The organism is Gulosibacter massiliensis (assembly GCF_900626105.1).
Taxonomy (GTDB): domain Bacteria; phylum Actinomycetota; class Actinomycetes; order Actinomycetales; family Microbacteriaceae; genus Gulosibacter; species Gulosibacter sediminis.
The window spans coordinates 1,388,965-1,407,680 of the sequence record NZ_UYZX01000001.1; the positions used below are offsets into that span (position 1 = coordinate 1,388,965).

Genomic DNA, 18,716 nt, shown 5'->3' on the forward strand with positions numbered 1-18,716 from the left:
AGGCAAGACATGACCATCGTGCTCGTGGTGAACTCCGGTTCCTCCTCGCTGAAGTACCAACTGCTCGACATGGCGACCGAGACGACGCTCGCGGCCGGGCTCATCGAGCGCATCGGCGAGCCGAGCGGCAGCGTGCGCCACACGAACGCCGACGGCAAGCGCGAGCGAGAAGCGTCCATCGCCTCGCATGACGACGCGTTCGAGGCGATGCTTGCGAACTTCGCCGAGCTCGGCCCGACGCTCGAGTCGGCGCGGCCGGCCGCAGTCGGTCACCGCGTCGTGCAGGGCGCGCGCCGCTTCTTCGGCCCGACCATCATCGACGACGACGTCGAGCGCAACATCGACGAACTCAGCCCGCTCGCGCCCCTCCACAACCCAGCGAACCTCGCGGGCATCCGCGGGGCGCGCCGGGTGTTCCCGAGCATCCCGCACGTCGCGGTGTTCGACACCGCCTTCCACACGACCATGAGCGACGCCGCGAGCACCTACGCGCTCAACCGCGAGGTCGCCGAGGCGAACCGCGTGCGCAAGTACGGCGCGCACGGCACGAGCCACAAGTACGTATCGGAGGCGGCCGCCGAGTTCCTCGACCGGCCGCTCGAGTCGCTGCGCACCGCCGTGCTGCACATTGGCAACGGCGCCTCGGCCTGCGCGGTCGACGGCGGCAAGTCGGTCGACACCTCGATGGGCATGACGCCGCTCGAGGGCCTGGTCATGGGTACGCGCACCGGCGACATCGACCCGGCCGTGCTCTTTCACCTGCACCGCAAGGCGGGCTACACGGTCGACGAGCTCGACGACCTGCTCAACCGACGCTCGGGCCTGCTCGGACTCACCGGCACGAACGACGTGCGCGACGTGACGCGGCGCGCGGCGGCGGGGGATGTGGTGGCCCAGCTCGGCCTCGACGTCTATGTGCACCGCCTGCGGCACTATCTCGGCTCGTACCTCGTCACGCTCGGCGGCGGTGACGCGATCGTCTTCACGGCCGGTGTCGGCGAGAACTCGGCCGAGGTGCGGCGGCGCACGCTCGAAGGCCTCGAGTGGCTCGGCGTCGAGCTCGACCTCGAGCGCAACCAGCTGCCGAACGACGGCATTCGCGTGATCTCGACCGATGCATCCCGCGTGATCGTGCTCGTCGTGCCGACGAACGAAGAGGTCGAGATCGCGCGACAGACGCTCGCGCAGACGGGGCTGTAGCGCCACAGGCGCACCTGTGGATGACCCGGTACCAGGGTCGGTGGTGACCTCTACGATGGAGGGCATGGTTGCTGCCCTGTATCGCCGATATCGGCCCGAGACGTTCGCCGAAATGATCGGGCAGCAACAGGTGACCGACCCACTCTCGGTGGCGATTCGTTCGGGCCGCATCAACCACGCGTACCTCTTCTCTGGCCCGCGCGGCTGCGGCAAGACGTCGTCGGCGCGCATCCTCGCTCGCTGCCTCAACTGCGCCGAGGGGCCGACCCCCGAACCGTGCGGCAAGTGCGACTCGTGCGTTGAGCTCGGCCGCGAGGGCGGCGGCTCGCTTGACGTCGCCGAGATCGACGCCGCGAGCCACGGTGGTGTCGACGACGCCCGCGAGCTACGCGAGCGCGCCGTCATGGCCCCGAGCCGCGACCGCTACCGCATCTTCATCATCGACGAGGCGCACATGGTCACCTCGCAGGGCTTCAATGCGCTGCTCAAGGTGGTCGAGGAGCCGCCGGAGCACGTGCTCTTCATCTTCGCGACGACCGAGCCCGAGAAGGTCATCGGCACGATCCGTTCGCGCACGCACCACTACCCGTTCCGGCTGATCCCGCCGGCGCCGATGCTCGAATACCTCGAGCGCATCTGCGCCGCCGAGGGCATCTCGGCCGAGCCGGGCGTGCTGCCGCTCGTCGTCCGCGCCGGCGGTGGTTCGGCGCGAGACACGATGTCGCTGCTCGACCAGCTCATCGCCGGTACCGAGGGCGAGACCATGCAGTACCAGCTCGCGACGCAGGTGCTCGGCTTCACGGCGCAAGACCTGCTCGACGAGTCAATCGCGGCCTTCGCCGACGGCGACGCCTCGGCGGCGTACCGCGCGGTTGACTCGGTGATTCAGTCGGGCCAAGACCCACGCCGCTTCGTCGAAGACCTCCTCGAGCGCGTGCGCGACCTCATTGTCGTGAAGGCGATCGGCCAGGGCGCCGAGGCCGTCTTGCGCGGCATCTCGCCGGACGAGCTCGAGCGTATGCACACGAACGCCGCGCGCTTCAACCCGCGCGCGCTGTCGGGCATGGCCGATGCCGTGAACGCGACGCTGTCCGAGATGACCGGCGTGACCGCGCCGCGACTGCAGCTCGAGCTGATGATCGCGCGCGTGCTCGTGGCGCAGCGCGCGGCGTTTGCCGAGGCGGAGGCGCCAGCCGCGTCGGGCGCCGAGCCGGCCGGTTCGCGCGCCGCGGCGCCGCAACAGGATGCGCGTGGTCAGCAGGAGGCGCGTGGCCAGAGTGCGCCCGGGCGGCAGGATGCGCCGGGTCGCGGTGCGCCCGCGGTCGAGCCCGAGCGTGGGCAGGCCGCATTACCGACGCGGACGCCGCAGGACGAGCGGCCCGCGCAGCAGCGCGAGCCGGAGCGGGCTCCCCAGCGCAGCCCCGAGCCGGAGGCGCCGAAGGCGTCGGCGGCAGAGGCAGCCAAGGCGGCGTGGGCAACGCCGGGCGTGACCGACGGTGCGCCGGCTTCCGCGTCCACTGGAGCGCCCGATGCTGACGGCTCACGTCAGTCGTCGCAGGCGGCAGACGATGCGCATTCCCGCGAATCGGCGCCATCGCGCGCGGCGGCGCAGGCACCTGATGCTGCTACCTCGCGTGACTCGGGGCTGCAGCACGAAGCGCGCGGACAGGCGCCGGCAAACGGACCCGCCGAGCGTGCGCGGGCCGATCGACCCGCGGCGCCCGAGCCCTGGCGAACCAACCAGCCCGCAGCATCCGCACCGACATCGGCCGAGTCAGGCTCGGCGTCCGCGAGCGCAGCTGGTTCGGGCCAGCCCGACGCGAGTCAAGTGCAGGACGCATGGCCGAGCGTGCTCGAGGCCGTGAACCGGCTCGGCGGGCGGTCGGCCTGGTCGGTCGTGCGAGGCCTGCAGCCGCTCGGCTACGACGACGGCGTGCTCGCGCTGTGGTTCCCGAACCGCGCGGTCTTTGACCAGGCGCGCCAGGCGCGCGACGGCCAGCCTTCGCCGAGCGACCACATCAAGCGCGCGCTGCGCGAGGTGTTCGGCGTCGACATGAAGATTGCCCCGAAGATCGAGCGTAGCCCCGGCCGCGAGCAGGCGGCTCCGGCAACGGATGCTCCCGCGGCGCCGTCCGACGAGGAGCGCCACCGAGGCGGTCCGCGCCAGACGCCGGCGCCCGTGGCTGACCCGGGCGGGGCGGCTACGTGGAACGTCGCGCCGATTCCCGGTGAGCCGCGCGTCGCCGACGACGGCCCCGGCTCGGCCTGGGACGAGTTTGCGACCGGCCCCGAGCGGAACGACGCCGGTGGGGCCGGCAGCGGTGGACAGGCCAACGACGTGGCACCTGAAACCGTCGACCCGGTTGATGCCGCGCCCGACGACGCCCCGGATGCCCCGGGCTCCGAAGCGACGCGGGCATCCGACGGGAACGCTCGCGCGAGCTCCCCGCCCGAGGTGGCAAGCGAGGGACACTCGATCGAAGAGGTCGCCGCGACCGACGCGAGCGAGCGCGAGCACGACGCGACCCCGGTCGCGATGCCCGAGGCGACGCTGCACGCGGCGCCCGGCACCGAGGTGCGTAACCCCGTCGACCCGGTGCCCGCATCGTCGGCGCAACCCGAAACCGCCGGGGCTGGTCAGGCTGCGTCCGGCCAGGGCCGCGCAACGCAGGCCGGACCCGGCCAGGGCCGATCCGCGCAGGCCGGACCCGGCCAAGGTCGAGCGCCGCGGGCCGAGACGGCCAGCGCCGAGACAAGTGGTGCCGCGCCTACCGAGAGCCAGCAGACGCCCGCGGCGCCGAGCTGGAACGTCGTCGAGGTGCCCGGCTCCGAACCCGAGCCCGTCGCCGAGCCCGAACCAGACCCCGAGCCCGAGGACCCCGCCGCACCGAAGCATCCTGCGCTCGCGGCGGGCCAGGAGCGCTACGGTGAGTCGGTTATTCGTGAACGGCTCGGTGCGCGCTTCGTCGGCGAAGAGTTGCGGGCCCTGCCGGGGCCGTCGGGCCCGTTCGATGAGGCGCCCGACGACTTCGAAGCGCCGCCAGAGGAGTACTAGGCATGTACGAGGGAATTGTTCAGGACCTCATCGATGAGCTCGGGCGCCTGCCCGGCGTCGGCCCGAAATCGGCGCAACGAATCGCGTTCCATATCGTGCAGACACAGAACTTCGACGTGTCGCGGCTCGCGAAGATCCTGCTCGAGGTGCGCGACAAGGTGAAGTTCTGCAAGTACTGCGGCAACGTCGCGGAGCAGGACGTCTGCATCATTTGCGGCGACCCGAACCGCGACCGCTCGCTCATTTGCGTCGTCGAGGAGCCGAAGGACGTCGGCGCCATCGAACGCACGAACGAGTACGAGGGGCTCTACCACGTGCTCGGCGGCGCGATCTCGCCGATCGACGGCATCGGCCCAGATCAGCTGAACATCCGCGGGCTCATGCCGCGGCTCGAGACGGGCGACGTCGTCGAGGTCATCATCGCGACCGATCCGAACCTCGAGGGCGACGCCACCGCGTCGTACCTCTCGCGCCTGCTCAAAGCGGTCGGGCTCAAGGTTTCGCGCCTCGCATCCGGCCTGCCGGTCGGTGGCGACCTCGAGTACGCCGACGAGGTGACGCTCGGGCGCGCCTTCGCGGGCCGACGCGTCATTTCTTAGCTGTATCCACAGCGCGGCCGCGCGCATCCGACCCGCTAAGCTGGCCGATGGTGCGCAGCCGCGCGGAAGGGAGCCCCTGTGAGCCTCATTGTGCAGAAGTACGGCGGATCGTCGGTTGCCGACGCCGAAAGCATCCGTCGCGTCGCGAAGCGCATCGTCGACACGAAGCGTGCCGGCAATGAAGTGGTCGTCACCGTCTCGGCGATGGGCGACTCCACCGACGAGCTGATTGACCTTGCACACGAGATCACACCGATTCCCGACCCGCGCGAGTTCGACATGCTCGTCACCACGGGCGAGCGCATCTCGATGGCGCTGCTCGCGATGGCGATCAAGTCGATGGGCTACGACGCCCGCTCGTACACGGGCAGCCAGGCGGGCATGATTACCGACGCGAAGCACGGCGATGCTCGCATCGTCGACGTCACGCCGGTGCGCGTGCGTGAGGCGCTCGACGAGGGCGCGATCGCGATCGTCGCCGGGTTCCAGGGCTTCAACCGCGACACCCGCGACATCACGACCCTCGGCCGCGGCGGCTCCGACACGACGGCCGTCGCGCTCGCGGCAGCGCTCGACGCCGACAAGTGCGAGATTTACTCCGACGTCGACGGCATTTTTTCTGCCGACCCGCGTATCGTGCCGAAGGCACACAAGATCGACCACATCTCGAGTGAAGAGATGCTCGAGCTGGCGGGCAGCGGCGCGAAGGTGCTGCACATTCGTGCCGTCGAGTATGCGCGCCGCCAGGGCGTCACACTCGTCGTGCGCTCGTCGTTCTCGAGCGACCCCGGCACCGTCGTCTACAACCCCGAAACTTCTAAGGAGTACGCAGTGGAAGAAGCCTCGATCGCCGGCGTCTCGCACGACCTCAGCCAGGCGAAGATCACCGTCGTTGGTGTTCCGGATGTTCCGGGCTCGGCCGCCGCGATCTTCAACATCGTTGCCCAGCAGGGCGCGAACATCGACATGATCGTGCAGAACGTGCAGACGCAGAATGACGGCGTGACTGACATCTCGTTCACCCTGCCGAAGACCTCGGCCGAGCAGGTCCTGCGCGCCCTCGAGGGCAACGGCGAGACGCTCGGATTCGAGTCGCTGCGCTTCGACGACCAGATCGGCAAGGTCTCGCTCGTCGGTTCGGGCATGCGCACGAACATCGGTGTCTCAGCGACGCTGTTCGACGCGCTCAAGACCGCGGGCATCAACATCGACATGATCTCGACTTCCGAGATCCGCATCTCGATCATCACGAACGCGGATGTTGTGCCTGAGGCGGCGCGCGTCATCCACACCGCGTTTGGTCTCGACGGCGACTCCGAGGCCGTCGTCTACGCGGGCACCGGCCGCTAACGCCCCTGCGCCCGCGCGCCCGCACCGCGCTCCGCACGCACTCCGCGCTCCCATGAGTGCGCCTAGGGGGTTGAGTGGTCGTTTTTTGTAGTTCTGGCACCGCCAGAACTCCAAAAAACGACCACTCAACCCCCTTCTTGGTGGGGCGGCGGGGCTTGTCTCGGACGGTTAAGCTGGTGGGCATGGTCAAGCAGATGAATGTTGCCGTTGTCGGTGCCACTGGTCAGGTTGGTGGCGTTATGCGCCGCCTCCTCATTGAGCGGAACTTCCCGATTGCGACGATTCGCCTCTTCGCCTCCTCGCGCTCGGCGGGCAAGCAGATCGAGTTCGCCGGCGAGCAGGTTACCGTCGAAGACGTCGCCACCGCCGACCTCAGCGGCATCGACATCGCCCTCTTCTCGGCGGGCGGCGCGACTTCGCGCGCCCAGGCCGAGCGCTTCGCCGCAGCGGGCATCGTCGTCATCGACAACTCGTCGGCGTGGCGTGGCGACGTCGAGGTGCCGCTCGTCGTCTCGGAGGTTAACCCCGCCGACATCGCGAACCGCCCCAAGGGCATCATCGCGAACCCGAACTGCACCACGATGGCGGCCATGCCGGCACTGCGTGCACTCAACGACGCCGCGGGCCTCGAACGCCTCATCGTCACCACTTTCCAGGCCGTTTCGGGCTCGGGCCTCGCCGGCGCCCGCGAGCTCTCGGGCCAGGCCGTCGCCGCTGTGAACCAGGGCGAAGACGCACTGCTCGGCCTCGTGCACGACGGCCACGCGGTCGAACTGCCCGAGCCGGAACTCTACGTGCATCCCATTGCCTTCAACGTCGTCGCCCAGGCGGGCAACTTCGTCGACGACGGCAGCGGCGAGACCGACGAGGAGCAGAAGCTGCGCAACGAGTCGCGCAAGATCCTCCACCTGCCCGAACTCCGCGTCTCGGGCACCTGCGTGCGCGTGCCGGTCTTCACCGGCCACTCGCTGTCGATCAACGCCGAGTTCGCGAACGACATCACGCCCGAGCGCGCCACCGAGATCCTCGCCGAGGCGCCCGGCGTGCAGCTGCAGGATGTGCCGAGCCCGCTCGACGCCGCTGGCACCGACCCGAGCCTCGTCGGCCGCATCCGTGCCGACCAGTCGGCGCCCGAGGGCAAGGGCCTCAGCCTCTTCATCTCCAACGACAATCTGCGTAAGGGCGCTGCGCTCAACGCGATCCAGATTGCCGAGCTCGTGGCCGAGGAACTCTCGGCCTAACCAGCGCATCCGCGAACATTAGCGGGTCACACCAACTGAAAAGCACACCCAAAGCGTGCCGAAGCCCGGGAGTAAGGTAGTTACGTGACGAACCCGAAGATCTACGATGCTGTCCTCATTGGCGGCGGTGTTATGTCGGCGACCCTGGCGACACTGCTCCACGAACTCGAACCCGACTGGTCGATCAAGATCATTGAGCGACTCGACGACGTCGCTCAGGAGTCGTCGGGCCCCTGGAACAACGCGGGTACCGGCCACTCGGCGCTCTGCGAACTCAACTACACCCCCGAGACTGACGGCAAGATCGACATCTCGAAGGCGCTCACGATCAACGAGCAGTTCCAGGTGTCGCGCCAGCTCTGGTCGACGCTCGTGACTCGCGGCCAGCTGCCCGAGCCCACGAAGTTCATCAACCCCGTGCCGCACATGACGTTCGTGACCGGCGAAGAGAACGTCGAGTTCCTCCGACGCCGTTGGAACATCCTCAAGGAACAGCCGTTGTTCTCGACGATGCAGTTCAGCGACGACCCCACGCAGGTCTTCGAGTGGGCGCCGGCGCTCATGGTCGGCCGTGCCAAGGACGAGAAAGTCGCCGCGACCTTCGTCAAGCAGGGCACCGACGTTGACTTTGGTTCGCTGACACGCCTGCTCTTCCAGGCCGCGATCGAGAATGGTGCCGTCGTGCGCCTCGGCACCGAGGTCGTCGACCTCCGCCAGCGCCCGGACGGGGTCTGGCAGGTCGCGACGAAGGCCGCGAGCGGCGCCGAAAAGGGCCGCAAGAACGTCACCCACGGACGCTTCGTGTTCGTCGGCGCCGGCGGTGGCGCGCTGCCGCTGCTGCAGAAGTCGGGCATCCCTGAAATTAAGGCATTCGGTGGCTTCCCAATTTCGGGTGAGTTCTTCCGCACCGACAACCCCGAGGTCGTCGCGAAGCACCGGGCAAAGGTCTACGCCATGCCCCCCGTCGGCGCTCCGCCGATGTCGGTGCCGCACCTCGACACGCGTGTGGTCGACGGCAAGGCCTCGCTCATGTTCGGACCCTACGCCGGCTTCAACACGCGCTACCTCAAGCAGGGCTCGCTGCTCGACATGTTCAAGTCGTTGCGCGTCGACAACATCCCGACCTACCTCGGCGTCGGCGTCACGAATCTCGACCTCGTCACCTACCTCGTGGGCCAGCTTGCCGCCTCGCCGGCCAAGAAGTTCGAGGCGCTCGCCGAGTTCTTCCCCGAGGCCAAGAGCGAAGACTGGCGCCTCATCACGGCCGGCCAGCGCGTGCAGGTCATGAAGAAGAACCCGAAGGGGAAGGGCTACCTGCTCGTCATGGGCACCGAGGTGGTTACCAAGGCCGACGGCTCGATCGCGGGCCTGCTCGGCGCCTCTCCCGGCGCATCCGTCGCCCCCTCGGCAATGATCTCGCTGCTCGAGCGCTGCTTCCCCGAGCAGTGGCCGACCTGGTCTGAGAAGATCACCGACCTCGTGCCGTCGTACGGCCAGACGCTCAACGACAAGCCGGAGCTTGCCAAGCAGGTGCAGAACGACACCGCGAAGGTGCTCGGCATCGCCCCCGTCGCGTAACTTGGGCCAGTCATTCGTTGTCGGCATCGCCGGCGGATCAGGAAGCGGGAAGACGGCGCTCACGCGCGCGCTCGCCGAACGATTCGCCGACGATGCCGCGGTGATTTTTCACGACAACTACTACAACCGGCAGGATGCGCTGAGTTACGACGAGCGCGTGCTCGTCAACTACGACGCCCCCGAGGCCTTCGACAACGCACTGCTGGTGGAGCACCTCGACGAACTCCTTGCGGGGCGCGACGTTGAGTCGCCGACGTATGACTACGCGCAGCACAATCGGTCCGATATCTCGGTGCCGGTGTGCAGCCGGCCGATCATCTTTGTCGAGGGCGTACTTGTGCTCGCCGACGAGGCGCTCCGGGCCCGCTTCGACCTCAAGCTCTACGTCGACACCGATGCCGATGTGCGCATCCTGCGGCGCATCAAACGCGACGTGCTCGAGCGCGGCCGCACGCTGGAGTCGGTCGAGGCGCAGTACCTCGCGACCGTGAAACCGATGCACGAGCGTTACGTCGAATCGTCGAAGCTCTGGGCCGACGTCATCGTGCCCGAGGGCGGCCGCAACTCGGTCGCGCTCGAGACGATCGCCGGCGGGCTCGTCGCGAACCTGCGGGGCCTCGCGCACGAGTCGCTGCGAACCATCGGCGAGGAGTAATCGTGGCCAAGCTCTACTTCCGCTACGGCGCCATGAACTCGGGCAAGTCGACGGCGCTGCTCCAAACCGCCTTCAACTACGAGGAGCGCGGCCAGGCGGTCGTGCTGCTCAAGCCGCGCATTGACACGAAAGGCGCCGAGTCGATCTCGTCGCGCCTCGGCATGGACCGCAAGGTCGACATCCTGCTCGACGACGGCGCATCGCCACGCGAGGCGCTGGCCGGTGTCGTGGCCGAGCGTGGCGCGATCGCCTGCCTGCTGGTCGACGAGGCGCAGTTCCTCAGCCCGCAGCAGATCGATGAGCTCTTTCGCATCGCCGTGCTCGATAGTATTCCGGTGCTGAGCTACGGCATCCGCACCGACTTTCAGACCGTCGCGTTCCCGGGCGCCCGCCGCCTGCTTGAGATCGCGCACTCGGTCGAAGAACTGAAGACGATTTGCCGCTGCGGCCGCAAAGCGGTGTTCAACGCGCGCAACGTCGACGGCAAGTTCACGTTCGCGGGCGACCAGGTCGCGATCGACGGAGGCTCGGTCACCTACGAGTCCCTCTGCGGCCAGTGCTACCTGCTCGAGTCGGGTGGGCGCCTCGCGAGTGACGTCCTCGAGGGCTGACTACGCGCCTCGACACCATTAGGCGTTCGTGAGGCATGCACCCCGTACGCTATGTGGCACGAATTAATGGCGATTCGTGAGTTTAAGGACGGCACACTATGGAACCTCACGACGACGTGCGACTCGCTCGCATGAAACGGATTGACCTCGAACCCGAGCGCAGCCTTACCGTGACCAAGCTCGCCTACTCCACTCCGGCTGAGATCTACGACGTGGTGCGCAACCCCACGCTGCACATCGACTTCGACCCGAAACAGATGATCGTGAGCGTCGATCCGTCGTCGGCCGACCCGATCACCAAGGTGGGCGATACCTTCACGATGAGCATGTTCTCGCCGAAAATGGGCGGCGCGTATCGCATGGTCAACCTCGTCACGCACCTCGAACAGAACTCCGCCATCGCGTGGAAGCCGGCGACCGAGGGCTACCCGCCGATCGGGCACCGCTGGACGTGGACGCTCGAGCCGCGCGATGCCGAATCGACCTACGTCTCGCTCACCTACGACTGGCTCGATGTGACCCATGCGGGGTTTCTCGCGAAGAACACGTTCCCCATCTTCCCTATCGGCAGCTTTCATGAGTCGGTGGATGCGCTGGTCGAGAGCGACTGGGGCGATGGGTACGAGGATGCGGTCGCCCACGGGTAGGTAGCGGGTTGAGTAAGGGGTGCGGCCGCGCAGAGGAATCGCGACGTGGTTGCGCTGCTGGAGTGGGCCTGAGGAGGACGCCAAGCGTTGCCCGTAGATCGCTGAGTCGGCCGTAGCGCGGGGCGCCCCGTGGGGCAATCTGTGTCGAAGCGAACCGCTAGTTGGCCGAGGTGAGGATGCGCGGGCCGTCCTCGGTGATCGCCACGGTGTGCTCGGTGTGGGCCGTCAGGCAGCCTGTGGCGCTGCGCAGCGTCCAGCCGTCGGCGTCGGTGACGAGCTCGGCGGTGTCGAGCATCGCCCAGGGCTCGATGGCGAGCAGGATGCCTGGGCGCAGCTTCCAGCCCCGGCCGGCCTTGCCCCAGTTCGGGATGTGCGGGTCCTGATGCATGGTGGAGCCGACGCCGTGGCCGCCGAACTCGAGGTTCACCGGGTAGCCGGCGCCCTGCAGGATCGTGCCGATCGCAGACGCGATGTCGCCGATACGGCCACCGGGACGCGCAGCCTCGATGCCCGCCGCCAGGGCGCGCTCGGTCGCGTCGATGAGGTCGAGGCCCTCTTGTTTGGGCGTGCCGACGAAGAAACTGATCGCCGCATCGGCCACGATGCCCTGCAGCGAAATCGCGAGGTCGAGGGTGAGCAGATCGCCGTCGTGAAGCGCGTAGTCGTGCGGCTTGCCGTGCAGCACAGCGTCGTTCACCGAGGTGCAGATGTAGTACCCGAACGGCCCCTCGCCGAACGACGGCTCGTAGTCGACGTAGCAAGACTCGGCCCCGGCGGCGAGCATCATGTCGCGTGCCAGGGCATCGAGCTCGAGCAGGTTCGTGCCGACGGATGCGCGCGCCTTCGCAGCTTGAAGGATGTCGGCGACCAGGGCGCCGGTTTCGGCGCCGCGGGCGATTTCGGTGGGGGAGAGCAGTTCGATCATGTGACTGCTCATGCTACTCGCGAGGCTTGAGGCGCGTGATCGGCAGCGGCGGCGCCGGGAGTGGGGTGGGTTGGCCGTCGGGGAAGTCGCCGAAGAGCGGGCGCTTGCCCGCGTCCTGCGGGTCTTCGGGCTCGAAGCCGAGCTCGGCCTGGTAGCGGCGGCGGAACTCGACGATCTCGTCGTGGCTGCGGCCGACGAAGTTCCACCACATGACGATCTGCTCGCCGAGCGGCACGCCGCCGAGTAGCAGGATGCGCGCGCCGCTCGGGCCCGCAGTGACCGTGATGGTGTCGGCGCCGCTCGGGGCATAGGCGAGTTCGCGGTGTGCGGTCGCAGTGCCACTGACGCGGATCTCGCTGTCTTCCGCCAGCACCCCGTGCTCGAACTCGCGGCGGATCGGAATGGTGAGCGTCGCATCCGGGTCGAGCAGGATCTCGGCCCCGAGCAGCTCGGGTGTGCGGGTTGCAACGGGTGACGTCGAGCCGAATAGCGAGCCGATGAAGACGCGGGCGGATGCGCCGGGCAGGTCGACCGGCTCGGGTTCGTAGTGCGCGAACTCGTTTTCGCTGAAGCGCGTCGCCTCGGGCAGCGCGTACCAGAGCTGCACGCCGTGGAGGGTCGTCGTCGCGGCGTCCGAGAGCTCCTGGTGGGTGATGCCACGGCCCGCGATCATGAGGTTGAGCTCGCCCGGTACGACGGCGGCCGCGTTGCCGCCCGAGTCGAGGTGGTCGATGCGGCCGGTGAACAGCCACGAGACCGTCGCGAGGCCGGTGTGCGGATGCCGGGGCACGAACATCCCGCCGGTGTCGCTGACGTCGTCGGGGCCGTAGTGGTCGGCTAAGCACCAGGCGCCCACAAGTGAGCGTTGGCGCTGCGGCAGCGTGCGGTAGACGGTCATGGCGCGCACGCCGCCGAGTGGGACGAGGCGTGCTTCGAGTACCTCGACGTCGGTGCACGGCTGGCCTGGGTCGAGGAGTTCGAGCTCGGGCCGCTGGTCGAGATTCGTCATCGAGTCACCTGACTTTGGGGGCGGGGCTGGCCCCATTGTGCCCAGGATGCGCTGGGTCGCGCCAGTCCGTGGGTTGCCGTCGGGGTTCTGGTGATGTCGGTGGCTCGGGTGACAATGAGTTTGCAGTAGGAGACCCGTGTCCACAGGGGAACGGTAGGTGCGAAAATTGCGGAACCTGGGAGCCAGCTTCGAACATAAATACTACATAGATTGACTTTGAGCCTGCTACTCGTAGAATAGACGTACGCACTGTTGCAGTCACCTGAGGAGGTGATTCCGATGTCCGTCACCAACTTTTCTGACTTCTCGTTCGCCGACCACTCCCACGCGGGACGCCTGCGCACGAGGTTTAGCGAGTTGTTGGGGTCGTGGGAATCCCTCACCCACGGGCGGGGCTCGTCGGAAGAGCTCGCGTACTCCCTGACTGCGGCGGATGACGCGGACGTTCTCGACTTCCTCCAGCACCTTGGCGCGATGCACCGCCAACTGGGTGCGGCAGTCGCCGTGGTCGCGAACGAGGTCGCGGTGCGCTCTGACGTGACGCGGGGTGAGGAGGCGTTGGCGCGGCGGAACGGCTGCCGCGACGCCAGCGACCTGGTTGCCGAGCATTTGCGGGTCGAGAAGCGTGATGCCGACGCGTACGTGCGCATCGGGAAGGACGTCGTTGGCCAGGAACGCTGGAATAGTGAGCGGTTTGTGCCGCGGGCGCCGCATGTCGCGACCGCGCTGCACGAGGGCGAACTCGGGCTCGCGCACGCGAACGAGGTCGTGAAGCTCCGCCGCCGCATGGCACCCCGCGTCCTCGAGGAAGAACTCGCCGAGGGGGAACGCGAGATTGTTGAGGTCGCGAAGACTGGGATGCGCCTGCCCGACTTCCGCAAGGTCGAGGCCCGACTCGAAGCCCAACTCGACCCCGACGGCCTGGAGCCCTCGTTCCGCAAGCAGCGCCGGGAGCGCAGCGTCAAGATCTCTACCGACATCGACACGGGCATGCTGCACGTGAAGGCGAAACTCGACCCCGAAGCCGGCATGTATGTCGCGAAGTTCTTCGAGGCGTATTGCACGAACGCGCTGCGCACCTCTCGCGGCAACAACGTGAAGGGCGACCCGGAACTCCCCACCGATGGTGAGGTCGCGGGGTCGACGGTCATGTTCCGCCCGACCGGCGACGGCGGGGAGCCAGTCTCGGTCGACGAGGGTACTGCGCCGGTTGCGGTGGAGCAGGACACGCGGTCGATTGCGCAGATGCAGGCCGATGCGCTCGTCGAAGCGTGTAAGCACCTGCTTGGTTGCGCGCAGGACGAGGTTCCTGGGGTGACGACGACGGTGCTAATTCGGATGCATGCCGAGGGCCTGCGCGCGCACCTCACGGGCAAGGGCGACGCGGCCGAGTCCGAGGGCGGCGCGATGCTCGACGCCGGGAACCTGCGTCGTCGCGCCGCGGCCGCGAACATCATCCCCGTCGTCCTCGGCGGTGACAGCGAAGTCCTCGACCTGGGGCGGGAGCACCGTCACTTCTCGCGGGCGCAGCGCCTCGCCTTGGTGGAGCGGGATGGTGGGTGTGCGTTCTGTGGCCTGCCACCCGGGATGACGGAAGCGCACCATATCGAGTGGTGGAAAGCGCACGACGGCACGACCGATCTCGATAACGGGATCTTGTTGTGTACCTCGTGTCACCATCGGGTGCATGAGGGGTGGGGTGTCCGGATCACGCATGAGCCGGGGCCGCCGGAGCGAGTCGCGCGGGAGAAGTCGCGGGGTGGTGGCACGGTGTGGTTCATCCCGCCGGAGCACCTGGATTGGACGCAGCAGCCGCGCCTTGGCGGGCGCAAACGGTTCGATATCGGGTATCGGCTCGAGCATCCACCGACCCCGCTACCCGAGACCGTCGGACGAGGCTGGTAACGCGGGGGAGGGCTCTGCCTGCACCCCACACGTCCTCAGGCCCGGGCGCTAGGTACCCCGCCGCCTACACGTACGTCAACAAGACAGCGAGCTCGCAATCGTCGCTACCCTAGGCTCGCTGCTCGCTGCTCGCTGCCGCATGCCCGTTGCCCGCAGCGCACTCGGTGAAGCGATTGGACGTACGTCGTCGTGCGCCGATACGACGAAGTCGCGGGGCATCCACTACTGGATACCCCGCGACTTCACCAACGTCGGGATGACAGGATTTGAACCTGCGACCTCCTCGTCCCGAACGAGGCGCGCTACCAAGCTGCGCCACATCCCGATGTGCCAACCAGGTCGGCAACTCGTCAATACTACCCCAAATTGGGGGGCCGTCCAATCACGCGATTCGCGGCGAGCGGCACGCGCAATGCCCGCCAATCACGTGATTCGTGACGCGTGGCAGCACCTAGTTGCGCGCGGTCAGCGTGATGAGCGACGCCTCCGGCGGACAAAACGTGCGGTACGGCGCGTAGATCGACGTACCGAGTCCGCACGACACGTGCAGCGGCACCGTCCGCCCACCGGCCGTCCAGTCCGAAACGCCACCAGCCTGGTCCTTCGGCAGGTCGCAGTTCGCGATGATCGCGCGCCGACCCGGGAGGCAGACCTGCCCGCCGTGGGTGTGGCCGGCGAAGATCGCCGCGACGTCGGTGTCCTCGACATAGCGATTGAGAATGCGCTGGTACGGAGCATGCACGAGCCCGAGCGTGACATCCCACTCGCCGCCGCGGCGGGCGAGCCGCTCGAGGTCGGCGAGCGCCGCATCCGGCCTGTCGAGGTGGATGTGCGGGTCGTCGACCCCAACCGCGCGGATGCGCAGCCCGCCCGCCCGCACGATCGCGGCCGAGTTCGTGAGGTCGACCCATCCGAGGTCATCAAACAGCAGCTGACGCAGGCCGGCCTCGTCGAGGTCGGGCTGGCGCTCGACCTTGATCTTCTTGCCGGTGAAGTAGGTGACCGGGTTCTTGAAGATCGGTCCGTAGTAGTCGTTCGAGCCGAACACGCTGAGCCCCGGCACGCCGCGAAACGGCTCGAGCATCTCGGCGATGCCAGCGAGGCCGTCACGGTGCCCGTAGTTGTCACCCGTCGCAATGACGAGGTCGGGCTCGTGCTTCGCGAGGCCACGCACGAAGCGCTGCTTCTTGCGCTGTCCGGGCGCGAAGTGGAAGTCGGCGAGGTGCAGCACCTTCACCGGCGCCGAGCCCGCAGGCAGCACCGGCAACTCGTAGCGACGCAGCGTGAATCGGCGGCGCTCGATGGCCGCAGCCCAGGCAACGAAACCGAGGCCGCCCGCAATCAGCGTGGCGGCCCCGGTCCCGAGAAGACGCGCGATGCGCACCTTAGTCTTCGGCCTGAATGGTCACGGTGTCGTCGGGTCCGACGATCTCACCGGCGGCGGGCGAGGTGCTCTTGACGGGCTTGTCCTTCGACCCCTGCCACTGGAACTGCGTGCCTTGGTCGCCGAGCCCCGCCGACGAAAGCGCATCCACAGCCTCGTCATAGGACTTGCCGACGATGTCTGGCATCGCGATGCCGTCCGTCGAATCGCTGCCACCGCTCGACGGGCTGATGGTCACGCTCGATCCCTCTTGCGCACTCGTGTTCGCCGACGGGTTCGTGCGTGCGACGGTGCCCGAGGCCTCGTCAGAGGCCACCGAGTCGCCCACCGTCACGGTGAAGCCCGCCGATTCGAGCGCCGAGGTGGCGGCGTCAACCGACATGCCGACCACGTCGGGCACGGTCACATTCTTGCGCTGAACCGTGTCGCCGGTGGGAGCCGGGAAGGTCTCGGCGCCGTACTCGGTAATACCGGCGTTGAGGATCGGTCTCGCGATCTCGTGACGCGTCCAGCCGTAGCCGAGGTCACGCATCGAGGCGAGGCGGCCCTCGTACGACTCGGTGTTACCCACCCAGACGGCGAGCGAGAAGCCGGTCGTGGCCGCGACCATCCAGGTCTGGGCCGCACCGTTACCGTTGCCGACAACTCCACCGGTCGTACCGGTCTTACCGATGATCTCGGAGGTCAAGCCGGGGTTCGAGGCGGTACCCGAACCGGCCGACATCACGGTCTTCATCGCGAGCTCCATGGCATGCGCGACCTCTGGATCGATCGCCTGCGTGCAGTTGCTCGAAGGCGGGTCAACCTCGGTGCCGTCGCGCAGCGTGATGCCCTCGATGGCGATCGGGTCGCAGGTCTCACCGCTGTTGGCGATGGCTGCGAAGGCGACCGCGAGCGACATCGGCGAAACGTAGTTCTCACCCGAGCCGATGATGTCCGACGGGTACGTCTTCAGCGGGGAGCCATCGGCGTTGTGCACGCCAAGCGCCTCGGCGATGTCGGCCGTCGTGCACTGGTCGAGCTTCTCGGCCATGGCGAGGAAGCCGGTGTTGATCGAGTCCTGCGTCGCCTGCACGGCGTTGATATTGCCGAACTTTGCACCCGCGTCGTTACCGGGATCGAACGAGCCGCTGCCGCCGACACGGTCACAGGATTGGTAGAAGTTCGTATAGGCGCGCGTCGACGCGTTAAACGTCTCGTAGAGCGAATGGCCAGATTGCAACCAGTTCGCGAGCGTAAAGACCTTGTACGTCGAACCCGGCTGGAAGCCAGACGAGCCACCGTAGTCGAAGTCGGTGTTGTAGTTGATCACCGTGGCGCCGGGATTATCCTTCGCCGCATCCGTCGGGTCGTACTCGGTATTCTGCTGCATCGCGAGGATGTTGCCGGTGCCCGGCTGAATCGCGACCGCGCTACCACCGAAGTGCACGCCCTCGATGGAGGCCGGCAGGGTCGCGCGGATGTTGTCGGTCACGGTCTGCTGCAGGGCGAGGTCGATCGTGGTGTCGATCTGGTAGCCCTTGGTCTGGAACGCGAAGCGGCGCTCGTCGTACGTCGCGCCGAAGGCCGGGTCGTTGAGCACGACCTTCTCGACGTAGTCGCAGAAGTACTGCGCGTTGTACTGCGCGTTCATGCAGCCCTGCTGGCTCGGCGTGATGTTCGGCGTGATCTCCTCCGCCTTCGCCTCGTCGTATTCGGCCTGCGTGATCGCACCCTCGTCGAGCATGCGCCCGAGCACGTAGTTGCGTCGGTTCGTGCTCGCGTCGATGTTGTCGGGGTTGTCGATGCGGAACGCGTTCGGGTTCTGCACGGTGCCGACCAGCGTGGCCGACTCCGAGAGCGTCAGGTCCTTCGCTGGCTTCCCGAAGTAGTACTGCGCGGCCGCCTCGATGCCGTAGATCTGGCCGCCGAAGAGGGCGATGTTCAGGTAGCCCTGGAGGATCTCCTCCTTCGAGAACTGCTGCTCGACGCCGATCGCGAGGCGCATCTCCTGCAGCTTGCGGCCCATCGACACCTCGGTCGCGTCCTCGTATGCCGCCGCCTGCTCGTCGGGGTCGAGGATGGCCTCGGCCGCCTGCACGCGCTGGTTGCGCACGTACTGCATCGTGATCGTCGACGCGCCACCACCGTCGTCGCCGATCAAGCCGACAAGGAGGGCACGAGTCGCCGAGATGACGTCGACACCGCCGTGCTCGTAGAAGCGCGGGTCCTCCGTCGAGACCGCGGCCTCGGCGACGTACGGCGAGATGTCGTCAAGCGCCACCTCGACGCGGTTCTGCGAGTAGAACTCGGCGAACTTGACGCGCTCGCCGTTCAAGTCACCGTAGAGCTCGGTCTTCTGCTGCAGTGGCTGGATCTCGAGGTAGTCGGGAAGCGATTCGAACAGCGTGATTGACGAGTTCGCCGCAACACCGGCAACGGCAATGAGCGGGGTCACGAGAGCCGCAACCAACACGCCCGCGATACCGCTCATCCCAAGAAGGCCGAGAATTGTCGCAACGACGTTGCGTTTCGGCGCAGTGGAGGAGTTGTTAGGCATGCCAACTAGGGTAATTGG

14 protein-coding genes and 1 tRNA gene are annotated in these 18,716 nt (G+C 67.5%); 10 read left to right on the forward strand and 5 right to left on the reverse strand.

The genetic code is table 11. From position 1 onward, the window contains the following. Positions 1–9: 9 nt before the first annotated feature. The 9 genes from EJL01_RS06780 to EJL01_RS06820 all read left to right on the forward strand — a co-directional run bounded on the left by EJL01_RS06780 (position 10) and on the right by EJL01_RS06820 (position 10,936). On the forward strand, positions 10–1,200 hold the full coding sequence (locus EJL01_RS06780; RefSeq protein ID WP_125106809.1) for an acetate/propionate family kinase: 1,191 nt from the start codon (positions 10–12) through the stop codon (positions 1,198–1,200). Between the two features lie 64 nt (positions 1,201–1,264). Next, on the forward strand, positions 1,265–4,255 hold the full coding sequence (locus EJL01_RS13100) for a DNA polymerase III subunit gamma and tau (RefSeq protein WP_206427687.1): 2,991 nt from the start codon (positions 1,265–1,267) through the stop codon (positions 4,253–4,255). Between the two features lie 2 nt (positions 4,256–4,257). Next, positions 4,258–4,854 (forward strand): recombination mediator RecR, encoded by a 597-nt coding sequence (recR, locus tag EJL01_RS06790; RefSeq protein ID WP_125106810.1) that lies wholly within the window; start codon positions 4,258–4,260, stop codon positions 4,852–4,854. Positions 4,855–4,932: 78 nt separating this feature from the next. Next, the gene (locus EJL01_RS06795; protein ID WP_125106811.1) at positions 4,933–6,204 is read left to right on the forward strand and encodes an aspartate kinase; all 1,272 of its coding nucleotides are present in this window, start codon (positions 4,933–4,935) and stop codon (positions 6,202–6,204) included. 182 nt (positions 6,205–6,386) lie between these two features. Next, positions 6,387–7,445 (forward strand): aspartate-semialdehyde dehydrogenase, encoded by a 1,059-nt coding sequence (locus tag EJL01_RS06800; protein ID WP_125106812.1) that lies wholly within the window; start codon positions 6,387–6,389, stop codon positions 7,443–7,445. Positions 7,446–7,529: 84 nt separating this feature from the next. After that, the gene (mqo, locus tag EJL01_RS06805; RefSeq protein WP_125106813.1) at positions 7,530–9,023 is read left to right on the forward strand and encodes a malate dehydrogenase (quinone); all 1,494 of its coding nucleotides are present in this window, start codon (positions 7,530–7,532) and stop codon (positions 9,021–9,023) included. A gap of 1 nt (position 9,024) precedes the next feature. Further along, the gene (udk, locus tag EJL01_RS06810; RefSeq protein ID WP_125106814.1) at positions 9,025–9,678 is read left to right on the forward strand and encodes a uridine kinase; all 654 of its coding nucleotides are present in this window, start codon (positions 9,025–9,027) and stop codon (positions 9,676–9,678) included. Between the two features lie 2 nt (positions 9,679–9,680). After that, complete coding sequence (locus tag EJL01_RS06815; protein WP_125106815.1) at positions 9,681–10,289, forward strand: thymidine kinase; 609 nt, start codon at positions 9,681–9,683, stop codon at positions 10,287–10,289. Positions 10,290–10,387: 98 nt separating this feature from the next. Then, positions 10,388–10,936: an SRPBCC family protein gene (locus EJL01_RS06820; RefSeq protein WP_125106816.1), complete on the forward strand. Its 549-nt coding sequence runs from the start codon at positions 10,388–10,390 to the stop codon at positions 10,934–10,936. 157 nt (positions 10,937–11,093) lie between these two features. On the opposite strand, the gene map is transcribed toward EJL01_RS06820, so the two are convergent. Together map and EJL01_RS06830 are read right to left on the reverse strand one after the other, a co-directional pair. Next, a complete protein-coding gene (gene map / locus EJL01_RS06825; protein ID WP_125107442.1) occupies positions 11,094–11,861 on the reverse strand; it encodes a type I methionyl aminopeptidase in 768 nt (255 codons plus the stop codon). A gap of 13 nt (positions 11,862–11,874) precedes the next feature. Continuing rightward, positions 11,875–12,870 (reverse strand): pirin family protein, encoded by a 996-nt coding sequence (locus EJL01_RS06830; RefSeq protein WP_125106817.1) that lies wholly within the window; start codon positions 12,868–12,870, stop codon positions 11,875–11,877. Positions 12,871–13,149: 279 nt separating this feature from the next. On the opposite strand from EJL01_RS06830, the gene EJL01_RS06835 reads away from it, so the two are divergent. Continuing rightward, positions 13,150–14,775, forward strand: a complete 1,626-nt coding sequence (locus EJL01_RS06835) for an HNH endonuclease (RefSeq protein WP_125106818.1) — start codon at positions 13,150–13,152, stop codon at positions 14,773–14,775. A 251-nt stretch (positions 14,776–15,026) separates the two neighbouring features. Here the strand turns inward: EJL01_RS06835 and EJL01_RS06840 are convergent. The 3 genes from EJL01_RS06840 to EJL01_RS06850 all read right to left on the reverse strand — a co-directional run bounded on the left by EJL01_RS06840 (position 15,027) and on the right by EJL01_RS06850 (position 18,698). Continuing rightward, positions 15,027–15,100: transfer RNA gene (locus EJL01_RS06840), tRNA-Pro, on the reverse strand. A 126-nt stretch (positions 15,101–15,226) separates the two neighbouring features. After that, entirely contained in the window at positions 15,227–16,159 is a 933-nt protein-coding gene (locus EJL01_RS06845) for a metallophosphoesterase (RefSeq protein ID WP_125106819.1), read from the reverse strand. Between the two features lies 1 nt (position 16,160). Beyond that, the gene (locus tag EJL01_RS06850; protein ID WP_164509741.1) at positions 16,161–18,698 is read right to left on the reverse strand and encodes a transglycosylase domain-containing protein; all 2,538 of its coding nucleotides are present in this window, start codon (positions 18,696–18,698) and stop codon (positions 16,161–16,163) included. Between the last annotated feature and the right edge of the window lie 18 nt (positions 18,699–18,716).

Excerpts from the sequence above, each read along its gene's own strand:
- EJL01_RS06830 (WP_125106817.1), bottom strand. The coding sequence starts at position 12,870 with ATGACGAATCTCGACCAGCGGCCCGAGCTCGAACTCCTCGACCCAGGC.
- map (WP_125107442.1), bottom strand. The coding sequence starts at position 11,861 with ATGATCGAACTGCTCTCCCCCACCGAAATCGCCCGCGGCGCCGAAACC.
- EJL01_RS06850 (WP_164509741.1), bottom strand. The coding sequence starts at position 18,698 with ATGCCTAACAACTCCTCCACTGCGCCGAAACGCAACGTCGTTGCGACA.
- EJL01_RS06780 (WP_125106809.1), top strand. The coding sequence starts at position 10 with ATGACCATCGTGCTCGTGGTGAACTCCGGTTCCTCCTCGCTGAAGTAC.
- recR (WP_125106810.1), top strand. The coding sequence starts at position 4,258 with ATGTACGAGGGAATTGTTCAGGACCTCATCGATGAGCTCGGGCGCCTG.
- EJL01_RS06800 (WP_125106812.1), top strand. The coding sequence starts at position 6,387 with ATGGTCAAGCAGATGAATGTTGCCGTTGTCGGTGCCACTGGTCAGGTT.
- EJL01_RS06835 (WP_125106818.1), top strand. The coding sequence starts at position 13,150 with ATGTCCGTCACCAACTTTTCTGACTTCTCGTTCGCCGACCACTCCCAC.
- EJL01_RS13100 (WP_206427687.1), top strand. The coding sequence starts at position 1,265 with ATGGTTGCTGCCCTGTATCGCCGATATCGGCCCGAGACGTTCGCCGAA.
- EJL01_RS06820 (WP_125106816.1), top strand. The coding sequence starts at position 10,388 with ATGGAACCTCACGACGACGTGCGACTCGCTCGCATGAAACGGATTGAC.